The organism is Marinomonas sp. 15G6-16 (assembly GCF_055809555.1).
The window spans coordinates 2,838,339-2,850,881 of the sequence record NZ_CM147916.1 but is presented as its reverse complement, the minus strand read 5'-3'; the positions used below and the strand labels follow the sequence as shown (position 1 = coordinate 2,850,881).

At 41.6% G+C, this 12,543-nt stretch carries 13 protein-coding genes; 8 read left to right on the top strand and 5 right to left on the bottom strand.

Features of this window, described 5'->3' with window-relative positions:
* Positions 1–25: 25 nt before the first annotated feature.
* A complete protein-coding gene (locus AC0L46_RS13640; protein WP_473504334.1) occupies positions 26–850 on the top strand; it encodes a 5'-nucleotidase, lipoprotein e(P4) family in 825 nt (274 codons plus the stop codon).
* A 323-nt stretch (positions 851–1,173) separates the two neighbouring features.
* Here the strand turns inward: AC0L46_RS13640 and AC0L46_RS13635 are convergent, their stop codons facing one another.
* Positions 1,174–2,157 carry an Abi family protein gene (locus AC0L46_RS13635; RefSeq protein ID WP_473504332.1) on the bottom strand — a complete coding sequence of 328 codons (984 nt, stop codon included), beginning with the start codon at positions 2,155–2,157 and terminating at the stop codon, positions 1,174–1,176.
* Positions 2,158–2,701: 544 nt separating this feature from the next.
* Here AC0L46_RS13635 and AC0L46_RS13630 point away from each other — a divergent pair.
* The 4 genes from AC0L46_RS13630 (at position 2,702) to map (ending at position 6,688) form a co-directional block, all read left to right on the top strand.
* Complete coding sequence (locus tag AC0L46_RS13630; RefSeq protein ID WP_473504331.1) at positions 2,702–3,052, top strand: nucleotide pyrophosphohydrolase; 351 nt, start codon at positions 2,702–2,704, stop codon at positions 3,050–3,052.
* 11 nt (positions 3,053–3,063) lie between these two features.
* On the top strand, positions 3,064–5,442 hold the full coding sequence (locus tag AC0L46_RS13625; RefSeq protein WP_473504329.1) for a DNA/RNA helicase domain-containing protein: 2,379 nt from the start codon (positions 3,064–3,066) through the stop codon (positions 5,440–5,442).
* A gap of 255 nt (positions 5,443–5,697) precedes the next feature.
* Positions 5,698–5,904, top strand: coding sequence for a ParD-like family protein (locus AC0L46_RS13620; RefSeq protein WP_473504327.1), 207 nt, complete (start codon positions 5,698–5,700; stop codon positions 5,902–5,904).
* Between the two features lies 1 nt (position 5,905).
* Entirely contained in the window at positions 5,906–6,688 is a 783-nt protein-coding gene (gene map, locus AC0L46_RS13615; protein WP_473504325.1) for a type I methionyl aminopeptidase, read from the top strand.
* Between the two features lie 7 nt (positions 6,689–6,695).
* Here the strand turns inward: map and AC0L46_RS13610 are convergent, their stop codons facing one another.
* Entirely contained in the window at positions 6,696–7,610 is a 915-nt protein-coding gene (locus tag AC0L46_RS13610) for a LysR family transcriptional regulator (RefSeq protein WP_473504323.1), read from the bottom strand.
* A 139-nt stretch (positions 7,611–7,749) separates the two neighbouring features.
* On the opposite strand from AC0L46_RS13610, the gene AC0L46_RS13605 reads away from it, so the two are divergent.
* Entirely contained in the window at positions 7,750–8,676 is a 927-nt protein-coding gene (locus AC0L46_RS13605) for a DMT family transporter (RefSeq protein WP_473504321.1), read from the top strand.
* Positions 8,677–8,708: 32 nt separating this feature from the next.
* Here AC0L46_RS13605 and msrB read toward each other — a convergent pair whose 3' ends face one another.
* Positions 8,709–9,191, bottom strand: a complete 483-nt coding sequence (msrB, locus tag AC0L46_RS13600; protein WP_473504319.1) for a peptide-methionine (R)-S-oxide reductase MsrB — start codon at positions 9,189–9,191, stop codon at positions 8,709–8,711.
* A 143-nt stretch (positions 9,192–9,334) separates the two neighbouring features.
* Positions 9,335–9,544 (bottom strand): cold-shock protein, encoded by a 210-nt coding sequence (locus AC0L46_RS13595; RefSeq protein WP_347982812.1) that lies wholly within the window; start codon positions 9,542–9,544, stop codon positions 9,335–9,337.
* A gap of 281 nt (positions 9,545–9,825) precedes the next feature.
* Here AC0L46_RS13595 and AC0L46_RS13590 point away from each other — a divergent pair, with 281 nt between their 5' ends.
* Entirely contained in the window at positions 9,826–10,374 is a 549-nt protein-coding gene (locus tag AC0L46_RS13590) for a hypothetical protein (RefSeq protein ID WP_473504317.1), read from the top strand.
* Between the two features lie 30 nt (positions 10,375–10,404).
* Here the strand turns inward: AC0L46_RS13590 and AC0L46_RS13585 are convergent, their stop codons facing one another.
* Complete coding sequence (locus tag AC0L46_RS13585) at positions 10,405–10,923, bottom strand: lipocalin family protein (protein ID WP_473504315.1); 519 nt, start codon at positions 10,921–10,923, stop codon at positions 10,405–10,407.
* Between the two features lie 65 nt (positions 10,924–10,988).
* On the opposite strand from AC0L46_RS13585, the gene AC0L46_RS13580 reads away from it, so the two are divergent.
* Complete coding sequence (locus AC0L46_RS13580; protein WP_473504313.1) at positions 10,989–12,500, top strand: glycosyl hydrolase family 79 N-terminal domain-containing protein; 1,512 nt, start codon at positions 10,989–10,991, stop codon at positions 12,498–12,500.
* Positions 12,501–12,543: the final 43 nt, after the last annotated feature.

The following is a 12,543-nucleotide window of genomic DNA, read 5'->3' as shown; positions in this document are numbered from 1 at the left end:
ACCTTAATGTAATAGGAGTTCTACAATGCTTCACTCTAGCTTACGTACTTTGGCTTTATCTGCTGTCTTTCTGGCGGGTAGCTTTTCCTTATCGGCACAAGCCCACGACGAATACACCTACAAAGATTTAAATGAACAGTCCGTTTTAGCCGCTACATGGATGCAATCATCTGGCGAGTTTAAAGCCTTGTCATACCAAGCCTTTAACCTTGCGAAAATGCAATTCGACGCCTTCTCTGATTCTTACACTGGCAGCAAAAAAATTGCCGTTGTGGTTGACGCGGATGAAGCCGTTATCGACAACAGCGCTTACCAAACTTGGCTAATCGGTAAAGACTTCGGCTACTCAAGTTCAACATGGGCGAAATGGATGGAAGCCAGTGAAGCGAAAGCCATGCCGGGTGCGAAAGACTTCCTAAACTACGTAGCGGACAATGGCGGTGAAGTATTTTACGTGACGAACCGTAAAATCGTTGGTTTAGAAGGCACTCGTAAAAACCTTATTGAACTAGGCTTCCCAAATGTTGACGACGCACATTTGATGCTAAGAACCTCCAGCAGCAACAAAGAACCTCGTCGTGAAATTATTGCGGAAAACTACGACATTGCACTTTTCGTAGGTGATAACTTGAATGACTTCTCAAGCGACTTCCGCGTAGAAACAATCGAAGAAAGCCACGCAGCCGTTGAGAAAAACAAAGACTTGTTTGGTACAAAATTCATCGTACTACCAAACCCATCTTACGGCGACTGGGAAGGCAAAGTGTACAAAGGCAACTGGGGCGCATCGCCAGCTGAGAAATCTCAAATGCGTAAAGACGTCTTGAATACTTGGGAGCCAAAAAATTAATAGAAATAACGATTTATTACTTGCAAGTATATCCTCAGGTACCTAGGATTCACTCATCTCATCTGCCATGTGTAGAAAGAGTTACGACACCGCCCTCGTCAGAGGGCGAGGTCTGCCTTTCCTTGTTACTGTTTTTTTAGGATATTGAAGACTCGACTGTCTAGAATGCCTAAGTCATAGTTATTCAGCGTCCAATACAAAAAATAGCCTAAGTGTCTATGTTAATGCTTGACTCATTACTGGTACCGACTTTAGTATTGATCTCAATACGGCCCCTGCCTCTTGTCTCTTTGAGATTACGCGGGGGTTTTTTATTCCTTGCTTCACTCCACATCAGACCACCAAGTACTCCAACCCTCAACAACACCAATATCAGCAATGGTTCGCTTATTGTCTGACTGTATTATTGGAAAATCATCTAAAAGCAAGGCTAATCGCTGATGCCACTGAGTATTTGGGCAAATTTCTCGTACAATATGACGCAATATAGCAAACAGAAGAAAAGGCTTCGCAATTAAGTCTGGCTTACCGATAAAATCATCACACCACCTTATCTCACCCAATTCAGGTAACTTTGGTTGATCAACGATATTACGATTCCATAAACGACTGTGATGTGCCGCTATATTACGTAAATGATTCAATGAGCGAAGCCAGCTGGCAAAAACCTTAAAATCCTTTACCCTATACTTAGCAGCAATTTTCTCTTGATCTGGCACCTTCATCATCGCAAACAACTGAGACAGTGCACCAAAATCCCATACTTCTATGGCCACCCAAATGGGCAAATTTTCGCCATAGGTACTAAGGTAATGTTTGACAAACTCTTCCTTCTTTTTAGAGCGGCTGAGTAATCCTAGGTATTTATTTTGCCACGCTGTAAATGCAGCAACACCATTGAACTTTCGATTGGAAAATTTTGGGTGAAACTGCTGCTGATCAAGATACGCAAAAGCACTACGCTGACCTAACAAGTAGGCAATATCAACACGCAATGCGACTTCTACTCTTTCTAAGGCATCCAATACAAGCAAGCGCAGTTTTTTATCGAATAAATACAGTTCAACCGCATCAGAAAAATGCGTATTCAAATGGAACTGATCGCTGACATTAGTCTGCAAGACTTTGGTTTTCGGGTCTTGATGAATGGAGAACTGTCGAAAAGGATACCAATAGCCACTGAGTCGATAATAGCCAACACGTTCTAAATAGTTTTTAGCGGCGACTTCATCTGTAACGGACATGCCTCGTTGTTTGAGCAAGTTAAGTTGCTCCTCAAACGACTTCCATGGGCGATCATAAGCCATAATTCACCATCCTTGGTTATATGTTTACAAAGCTTGCTCAGTTAATGCATCCGCCAATTGCAGTTATGAGTTGGCTGATATGCAATTCTGTTCCTGAAATCATTCAACTCTCGTACGGTCTTCTGAAATGCTTTACAGGTTGGACTTTTAGCATTAAATAATAATGTTCTCATTTTGGTTTGCCAGAAACGACGATCGCACTCAGGTCGAAATAGGTTAGACCAAAAATCAAAGGTTACGGTCTCTGTGGTTGATTTAAACCAAGCATCACCAACAATCTACACAGAGCCCCGAGACAGATGTTTTACATCCCTCTCGGGGCGCTATTTTATAGTAGATAATAAAATATCTGCCTCTAAACTACTCCAAAAATGTTTAAATGGATTACTTTATTTACAAGCCTAATAATTTAATAAATATTATTAAATAAGTTTTGACCTAATCATAGCTAAGAAAACAATCAAATTTACTGAAAGTTTTACTATTCAACTCTTAGCTTTTCTTTATATCATCTTCACTTAATACTGATTTATGGATTACCTTTATGCAGGATTTAGACATTATTCAACAGCGCATGCGTGAGTTTGCCAAGGCTCGCGATTGGGATCAGTTCCACTCACCTAAAAACCTATCTATGGCATTAAGCGTCGAAGCCAGTGAATTGTTGGAGTGCTTTCAGTGGCTTACTGAGGAAGAATCGTCTTCGCTCAATGAAGATCAACTTGCTGCGGTAATCGATGAGGTTGCTGATGTTCAACTTTATCTTGTTCGCCTAGCCGATAAAGTTGGTATTAATATCCAAGATGCTGTTGAGCAGAAAATGAAAAAGAACGAAATGAAATACCCTGCTGATAAAGTACGAGGCAGTGCGAAAAAATACAATAAATACGAATAAGGAAAATACCAGTGATTGTGTATTCAGCGACAAAGAGAGAATTTATTGATGATGTCCGTTCCAATAAAATTGCTGAAATTATAGAAAATGAAGTATTAAGAAAGCTCAATCGCAACTCGCCTCGTAGTGAAACTTTATCTTGGGAGAATTCACTACAATATATGTCTCAAGTACTTTGGGATGAGAACATCCCAGCCTCAGCCGGTGTCTCCATAGAATACAATCTACCAATGACAAATCGACGGGTAGATTTTATCCTGACAGGTAAAGATCATAATCGTAATGATTCAGCCGTTATTATTGAGCTGAAACAATGGCAAGAAGCGAAGAAAACCGATAAAGATGCCATTGTAAAAACCCGCTTTCAACACGGTGAAAAAGAAACCAATCACCCATCATATCAAGCTTGGTCTTATTCAGCTTTAATCGAAGATTACAACGAAACCGTACGCAAGGAATCCATACGACTACAACCCTGCGCCTATCTTCATAATATGAAATCTGGTGATGTACTAAATGACCCTTTTTATTCTCACCACACAGGAAAAGCACCTGTTTTCATCTCGCAAGATGCATTAAAGCTTTCTGAGTTCTTGAAGCGTCACGTCAAGTTTGGTGACAGCGATAATATTATGTATCGCATCGAGCATGGGGTGATTAAACCTTCCAAAAATTTAGCGGATGCCTTGGCTTCCATGCTAAATGGTAATTCAGAATTCTTAATGATTGATGAGCAAAAACTCGTTTATGAAACGGCAATTAGCCTCGCTCATATCGCTCAAAAAGGAAAGAAACAAACTTTGATTGTTAAAGGTGGTCCGGGAACAGGAAAATCAGTAGTAGCCATTAACCTGCTCTCAGAACTCACCAAGCGTGACATGCTAGTACAGTATGTTTCTAAAAATGCAGCCCCTCGCGAAGTGTTTAAAAAGAAGCTCACTGGCAGTAAGAAGAAAACTCATATCGACCAAATGTTTAAAGGATCAGGCGCTTATACTGAGGTGGAAGCTAATCAATTTGGCGCTTTGCTTATCGATGAAGCTCATCGGCTCAATGAAAAATCCGGTTTATACGGCAACTTAGGCGAAAACCAAATCAAAGAGCTTATTTTTGGTTCAAGATTTAATATATTTTTTATTGATGAAGCTCAACGCGTTACGCTGCAAGACATAGGCAATGTAGAGACAATTAAAAACTGGGCCCAGAAATTAGAGTCCGAAGTCACCGAGTTAAGTCTGGTGTCACAATTTCGCTGTAATGGTTCGGATGGTTATCTATCTTGGGTCGATAATTGTCTGCAAATCAGAGAAACCGCCAATCCAACCTTGGATGACATCGATTATGATGTGCAAGTCTTTGATGACCCTAACGTGCTTCGTGCAGCCATCGTTGATAAAAATCGCCTTACAAATAAGGCTCGACTCGTCGCAGGTTATTGCTGGGATTGGAATAGTAAAAAAGATAAATCGGCCTCTGATATTGTTATTCCTGAATACAATTTCGAAGCACAATGGAATTTAACCGAAGACGGCAGTTTATGGATGATCGCAGAAAAATCAGTCGAGCAAGTTGGCTGTATCCACACCTGCCAAGGGTTAGAGCTTGATTATATTGGCGTCATCATAGGAGACGATTTTGTCATTCGGGATGGAATCGCCGTTACAGACGCAAATAACCGATCGTCTAATGACCGTTCTATTCGGGGATTTAAAAAGCTTTTAAAAGAAACGCCTGACAAAGCTAGAAAAATAACAGGCGAAATCATAAAGAATACATATCGAACCCTTATGACTCGTGGACAAAAGGGCTGCTATCTATTTTGCACAGACCCTGAAACCCGAGACTATTTCCTACAATTAGCCGCAAGAAAAGAAGAAACTGAAACTACCTCAGAACCCTATCAGGACTTAGAATTACCTATCGCCTCATTCGATAACGCCATGCCGTACAAAACACACGTTCCCATTTATGATTTATACGCCGCTGCTGGAGGCTTTAGCGAGCAGCAGAACCTAGAAGAGTGTTCTTGGGTTGAACTCCCTGATCATATAAATATCAAAGATGACATGTTTGTTATGCGTGTGGTGGGTGAATCTATGAATCGTCGAATCGCCAATGGTTCTTGGTGTCTATTTAGAGCAAATCCCGTTGGCACTCGAAACGGAAAAATAGTACTGGTTCAACATCGTGAAATAGAAGACCCAGATCACGGCGGGAGCTATACCATTAAACTTTACCATAGTGAAAAAACAGCGATCGATGGTGAACAAATCAACACCCGAATAACCCTAAAGCCCGATACCAATGCCTTTGGCTATTCGCCAATAATCTTAGACAACCCCGAAGAAGATTTAGCAGTTATTGGTGAATATTTAGGTGTTATTGGATAAATTTAATAAGTAAATGAGCCACATAAAAGTGGCTTGGACTCTTTCACCTCTATCCTAATCAAAGAAAACTATTTCCCCCATCTATCACACCTATCTTCATTTAAAAGCATGATGAAAAGCGAGAATAGTTTCTATTGTCAGTACAGCATTAGCTTGATAAAAAACCTATTCGAATAAATACCGCTTGAAACAATAAAACCCTCAACATATGATCCACACATAATTTATACATAAAACATATACGGATCATATATTATGGGTATTATCAAAATCTCCGACGATCTTCACGATGACGTGCGCAAAAGCTGCCAAGTCATGTCTCGCTCTATCAATGCTCAAGCTGAGTTCTGGATGAAGATGGGTCGCTTGGCTGAACTCAATCCAACGCTCACTTTTGCTGAAATCATTGCTCAAGAACTTGCCAATGCAAACGACGAAACACCTCTCAAGTCGGTAAAGTAATATGCAGGTGCAAATCAAAAACGCAGAAGAAATTGAATTAATGCGAACATCGGGAAAGCTTTTAGCGCAAGTTTTTCATATGCTCGATGACTTCGTAAAAGAAGGTATTTCGACTTTAGAAATCAACGATAAAGTAGAAGATTACATTCGAAATACACTGCATTCTCGCCCTGCGAGTTTAGGTCAATACGGTTATGAATTTGTGCTGAATTCTTCGATCAATGATGTGGTGTGCCATGGCATACCAAAGGCGACTCAGGTTCTCAAAGCAAAGGACATCGTTAATATCGACATCACTCTAGAGAAAGGTGGCTTCATTGCGGATTCTAGTAAAACCTATGTAATGAGTAACGCCAGCCCTATGGCCAAACGTTTGGTAAAAACCACCTACGACGCCATGTGGGCCGGCATAAAAAAGGTAAAACCTGGCGCAACGTTAGGCGACATTGGTGCAGCTATTCAGAGCTTGGCCGAAGGTAAAGGCTATTCTATCGTCAGAGAATATTGTGGTCATGGCATTGGCCGAGAAATGCACGAAGAACCGCAAGTCCTTCATTATGGTAAAGCAGGAACGGGTCTCGTTTTAAAAGAAGGCATGACTTTCACCATTGAGCCGATGATCAACCAAGGAAAGGCCAAAACTAAAACCAAAAAAGACGGTTGGACAGTGGTTACCGCGGATAAAAAGTTATCAGCACAATGGGAACACACGATTCTGGTCACAAAAACGGGCTACGAAGTGCTGACTCTAAGACAAGAAGAGCAAGCTACTGAACACGCCTGATGAAGGCTTAATGAGCATGCCAACGCGCCATCATAAAATCAATAAACACGCGCAGTTTATTGGGCATAAATCGCATGGCGGGAAATTGCATGTAAACCCCGCCTTGAAAATCACTTTTCAGTTGCCAGTCTTTTAACACTTCAATCACTTCGCCTGTTTCCAGTGACTCCTGCACAACGAAATCTGGAAACAGCGCGATACCAAAACCTTGCTTCACACCTTTTAAGCGCATATCCGCATCGTTGATGATGTAGCGTCCATCTACGGTGATCTGCGTTTTTTTATCTCCTTGGGTAAAGCTCCAAACATTATCGCCATCGAAAAAACCAAGTGGTAAACAGTCGTGTGAGACTAAATCGTCAGGCGATTTGGGTGTGCCGCGTTCGGCTAGATACTCGGCGCTGGCGCATAAAATAGAACGAACTTTTCCTAAGCGTTTACAGACCAGATGTTCATGAGGCTGTTCCGCAATATGAAAGACCAAATCGACATTTTGATACGCTGGATCAAGGCGTAAATCCGTCACCTGAACATGCAATGAAATGGCTGGATACAGCGCCATAAACTCTAATAACAAAGGCTCTAATACTTGCTTGGCAAATGCGTCTGGTACAGCAATGCGTAAACGCCCTTTGGCTTCTGTCGTGTTGCTTTCAGACGCAATCACCGCCTCTTTTGCGCTGTCCAACATGTTCCGACATTGCTCGTAAACCGCCATGCCAACGGCCGTGATGGTTTGTCGTCGAGTGGTGCGCTCTACCAATATCGCTGCAAGCTGAGTTTCCATACGAGACACTTGGCGACTGACGCCTGAAGGCGTAATGCCCAGTTTTTCAGCGGCCTTAGTGAAGCTGCCTGTTTCAACAACCGCCACAAAAGCCGCCATATCGGGCAACAAGGCAATGAGTTTATTTGTGTCCATGAGTCATAAGTCTTTTTCTATTTGGAAGGATTATCACAACATAAGACACAAGTTAGCATACTTCCTCTCTTAACTCCTAAGCGAATTTTTTATCCATTTATCAAGCTGTACGCCACTTACTTGAGGCGTGTGAGGAAACATGAAAGCTCAAACATTAACGACTCCTTCTCTTTTCAATCGCCTTCCAGTCGCTGAACTGTCTTTACTGCTTACCGCGATCTTCTGGGGAACCAGTTACGGCATCACAAAAGAAGCGCTTATCTATACCAGTGTGTTGGCCTTTATCGTGATTCGCTTCGGCTTAACCTCGCTTATTCTCTTGCCAAATTTTTGGAGAGATCACAAAAAAGGCCTAACAAAGGATTGGAAATACGCCTTGCCAACTGGCCTTGTTTTACTCTCCATTTTCCTTGCGGAAACCTATGGAATATTCCATACAACCGCTTCGAAAGCCGCATTTTTGATTAGCCTTTGTGTTTTGATGACGCCTTTCATAGAAGCGATTTCCCACAAACAATGGCCTCACAGAAGTGTGTTAGGATTCGCCTTGTTGTCTGTCATTGGTGTGCTGTTGTTAACTCAGAATGAGCTTGGCTGGGGATCTTTGACACTGAATATTGGGGATTATTGTATTTTATTGGCGGCGTTATTACGCGCCTGCATAGTGGTTTCGACTCAAGTATTATTAAAAGGCAAACGCCTTTCCGCATTAAACATTACTAGCATTCAAGCCAATGTGGTAACCGTGGGTGCTTTGCTTGCTTTTGTCATGAGTGATGCATCGCTGAAAGACCTCTTTCCGGCAGAAGGAAGCTTTTGGGTATTGGCTTTTTATCTGGTAATTTTCTGTACTATTTTTGCCCTATTCGCACAGAATTATAGTGTTAAGCACACAACATCATCTAGAGTCGCACTGCTTACTGGATCTGAACCCGCGTTTGGCGCTCTGTTCGCTTTCATTTGGTTAGGTGAAAGCTTTTCCACTATGCAATTAATCGGTGGTGCTTGTATTTTAGCGGCTACGTTAATGGCCACGTTACAAGGAAAAATGGCGACTTCTCAATGAAGTCGCCATTTGGCTTAGATAAATTCAGTGCATTAAGCAGGACGGAAAACCAAAGAAACACCGTTCAAACAATGACGCTTGCCCGTCGGTTGTGGGCCATCGTTAAAAATATGACCTAAATGACTACCGCAACGACGACAATGCACTTCCGTACGGCTCATAAAGAAGCTGTTGTCGGCTTTTGTTTCCACGGCGTTTGGTAGGCTTTGATAAAAGCTTGGCCAACCCGTTCGGCTGTCGTATTTAGTGCTTGAATCATAAAGCGGTAAATCACAGCCTTTACAATCATAAACACCCACTCGTTTTTCATGCAGTAAATCACTGCTGCCCGGACGCTCTGTGCCTTCTTCTCGCATGACTTTGTATTCGAAATTGGTTAGCTTGGCTTGCCATTCTTCTTTGGTATAAACCACTTCGAATGTTGAATCTGCTTCTTGAGCAATCAATGATGGAGAAAAGTATTTTGCACCGGCTGCGGCACAAGCTGCGCTCACAAGGAAATGTCGACGATTCATAATATTCACCTTACTTTATATTCTGTAATTTGCTTTTCGTGGCAAAACAATGGCCTCTCAAGCGCTCCTCTCCTTTTTGAAGGCAAAAAAAAGAGTAAGTTCCAAAGGAACTTACTCTTTCTTAATATATGCTTACTTACGAATTAGATCGCAGTAATACTTTCCGCTTGAGGGCCTTTTTGGCCGTCAGTTACAACGAATTCTACTTGTTGGCCTTCAGCCAAAGTTTTGAATCCATCGCTTACAATAGCGCTGAAGTGTGCAAAAACGTCTGGACCGTTCTCTTGTTCGATGAAACCGAAACCTTTAGTTTCGTTGAACCATTTAACAGTACCTTTAACTTTATTAGACATAAATAATCACCTGATTTTTAAATATAAGTAGCCTTAAAAAGGCTGAAAATGCAAAAAAATAGACTGGTAGTTAGAAACTTCAGAACGAAGATTTATGAATAAAACAACGTATTACAGAGTTTTTAATTTAGAGACTTCTTTCTAGCTTGCGACTGCATAATATAGCCATTTAGACTATATAGATAGCTTTATTTAGATTTGTCTCTTTTTCTACCAACTTTTTAAAGCAACCTGAGATACCTTATTATCCTTTAATACATTTTTAAACAGGCAATCTTTAAATGACTTCTCGTTTAAGCATTCAATACAGTTTTCTCATCATCAGTTGCTTCATAATGAATTTGGCTCATGGCAATGATTTGATTCACTTTGGAAATCAGTGTTTGGCACAGGAAGCACAGCTTAATAAGGCGAAGCTGAGATTAGACCAGCTCGCACGAACTAAGAACCTGAACCGCATCAAGGCCAATCAAGCACAAGAAAATCTGGACTATTATCAGAATAAAAAAGCACGCTTAGAAACAGCCATAACAGAATGCGCAGAGACCACGCCGAACAGCGCTTATTGCCATCAAACTCGCAGACAATACAATGAATTAAATAGGCTTATTGAAGAGCAAGAAAACACAGCCGACTTTGCGCTAAACAGAGACGAATCCAATCTCACGTATGAAATCAATCAAGCCAATTTCCATACAAAGCAAGCGAACTTTCTCGCTCTTTGCCGAGACTCTGACACTCACTATGCTTTCATTCAAAATGCCGAAGCATATAGCGCCGTGTGTCTCACAGAAGAAAACAAGGAAACCATCGCTTGTTCTCTTTTTTAAAGGATTACAACACCTGTGGTTATGTAAGGATTACGTGTTGTCTTGGTCTACAAGAACGAGTTTATCCATGTGAAAACCCAGAGACTCCGCTTTGTTGAGCAATCGATTCCTAACGGATTCCGGCATCGTTGGCGTTCTTGATAATAACCAGAAAAATTCACGACTTGGGCCAACTATCATGGCGTATTGATAATTCTCTTTATCCAACTCAAAGATCACATAAGCCCCATAAAAAGGCCCAAAGAAAGACACTTTTAAATGCCCAATGTCAGATGAGTTAACAAAATAGGCTCTGCCTTTTGCCTCACGCCACTCTTTATCTTCGGCGGAATAACCTCGGTTTAAAACCATTATTCCACCATCATCCTGTTTTGAGTAAGTCGCCGTCACATTCGACAAACCTTCTTCAAAAGCATGATCTTGGCGAGCAATCTCATACCAAGTTCCTAAATAGCGCTCCACCTGAAACTCAGTCACTGGGTCAATATCTTTAGGAGCGCTGGTACAACCAATCAATAACGCCGACATAAGCCAAACTATGTATTTCATACGAATACCTTCCATTGTTTAAGTTCAATCTAGTCTAGGGAAGCTGCAACAACAATGTCACATTTATGATGCAAGCTTTTAATACCTTTAACTTGAGAATACGCGCCTTGTTTAGTTATAGATTAGTCCGACCTTGGAATAGAAGAAACCGACAAAGACAACACAAAACGGTTTCCATTAGCCTGAACAAGGCTTCGCCTATTGCGAAAGTCGATGCTCGATTTCTTTCCTTCTCCATTGATATTTCCGTGTTGGCTGGCGGATTTTGGTGGGAAGGCAGCAAAGGCACTCAGCGCGGATTGGGTACGCAACGAGTTGAACCTTTAGACCTCAGTCAACCGGCATTAGATAATCTCGTCAATGCTCTTGGCCCTGCTTATGTGCGTGTTGGTGGCTCGGAAGCCGACAAAGTCCATTACTTTACCAGTGCAACACCTGCATCAGAAGATAGTTTAGAACTCACACAAGAGATGTGGAATCAGCTTCACAGATTTTGTCAGCGCAATGATTTGGCGTTGATGTTCACTATGAAATATGGCCTCTTTGAGCGTCGTAAACAAGGCGGCTGGCAAACCAATGAAGTCGAAGCCTTATTAGAATATTGCCAAGCTAATCAGCAAAAAATCGACATTTTTGAGCTCGGAAATGAACTCAACGCCTATTGGGCTTTCCACGGTTTTACCTCACAGCCCAGCGCTAAAAATCTCGCAAAAGATTACGACACCTTCATTCGTTGCGTCCGCCAATACAGTCCAGACAGTTTAGTTGCAGGCCCTGGCAGTGCTTTTTGGCCAAGAATTGGAGAAGCCGTTAAGCCTATTAGTAACATTTCTGCGCCTTTTTTGGAGCATTTAAAAGAAGAAATCGACATTATTGATTGGCATTATTATCCTTTCCAAAGTAGCCGCTCTCCTGTTCGAACTCGTGCGGCGACACTCGACAATATTCTTTCACCAAACTCTCTCACATATTACGAAAAATACGCCTTACAACTTAGGAAACTACGGGACCAACATCAGCCCCAAGCACAGCTCTGGACAGGAGAAACAGGCTCGGCACAATGCGGAGGACAAGCCAAACTCTCAGATCGATTCGTATCCTGCTTTTGGTGGGCAGATCAATTAGGGCGAGGCGCAAAATCTGGTCAAAAAGTCATGGTAAGACAAAGCCTAATTGGCGGAGATTACGCACTCATTAATCGACAAACACTCAAACCGAATCCTGATTATTGGGTCAGCTGGTTGTGGGGGAAATTAATGGGAGAGAACGTCTTCGAAGTTCAAAGCAATGACCCATTCGTACAAACCTATTGTCACAGCGCAAAGAAAGAAGGCAAATGTACTTTGTTAATTATCAATATGTCCGCCAGCCCTAAAATCATTAATTGTCAGGAGTTTGGCCTAAAGAAAAAGCGTTTTGAAATCACTGCCGACTCCCTTACTTCTAAGAAAATTCGAATCAACAGTGTTCGCCCAAAATTTAGACAAGGAAAAGTAAAACTAAAAGACTTTCCCAAGCTTTCAAAACTCAACATTGTGAGCCCATACAGCATCAACTTCTGGTGCTTTGAAGTGTAAACCCACTATCAATTATTGAAAATGATTATCAATAGTATGAAAT

Coding starts and splice junctions, on each gene's coding strand:
- AC0L46_RS13595 (WP_347982812.1), bottom strand. CDS start 9,544: ATGTCTAATAAAGTTAAAGGTACTGTTAAATGGTTCAACGAAACTAAA.
- AC0L46_RS13590 (WP_473504317.1), top strand. CDS start 9,826: ATGACTTCTCGTTTAAGCATTCAATACAGTTTTCTCATCATCAGTTGC.
- AC0L46_RS13580 (WP_473504313.1), top strand. CDS start 10,989: ATGATGCAAGCTTTTAATACCTTTAACTTGAGAATACGCGCCTTGTTT.
- map (WP_473504325.1), top strand. CDS start 5,906: ATGCAGGTGCAAATCAAAAACGCAGAAGAAATTGAATTAATGCGAACA.
- AC0L46_RS13585 (WP_473504315.1), bottom strand. CDS start 10,923: ATGAAATACATAGTTTGGCTTATGTCGGCGTTATTGATTGGTTGTACC.
- AC0L46_RS13630 (WP_473504331.1), top strand. CDS start 2,702: ATGCAGGATTTAGACATTATTCAACAGCGCATGCGTGAGTTTGCCAAG.
- AC0L46_RS13620 (WP_473504327.1), top strand. CDS start 5,698: ATGGGTATTATCAAAATCTCCGACGATCTTCACGATGACGTGCGCAAA.
- msrB (WP_473504319.1), bottom strand. CDS start 9,191: ATGAATCGTCGACATTTCCTTGTGAGCGCAGCTTGTGCCGCAGCCGGT.
- AC0L46_RS13635 (WP_473504332.1), bottom strand. CDS start 2,157: ATGGCTTATGATCGCCCATGGAAGTCGTTTGAGGAGCAACTTAACTTG.
- AC0L46_RS13640 (WP_473504334.1), top strand. CDS start 26: ATGCTTCACTCTAGCTTACGTACTTTGGCTTTATCTGCTGTCTTTCTG.
- AC0L46_RS13605 (WP_473504321.1), top strand. CDS start 7,750: ATGAAAGCTCAAACATTAACGACTCCTTCTCTTTTCAATCGCCTTCCA.
- AC0L46_RS13610 (WP_473504323.1), bottom strand. CDS start 7,610: ATGGACACAAATAAACTCATTGCCTTGTTGCCCGATATGGCGGCTTTT.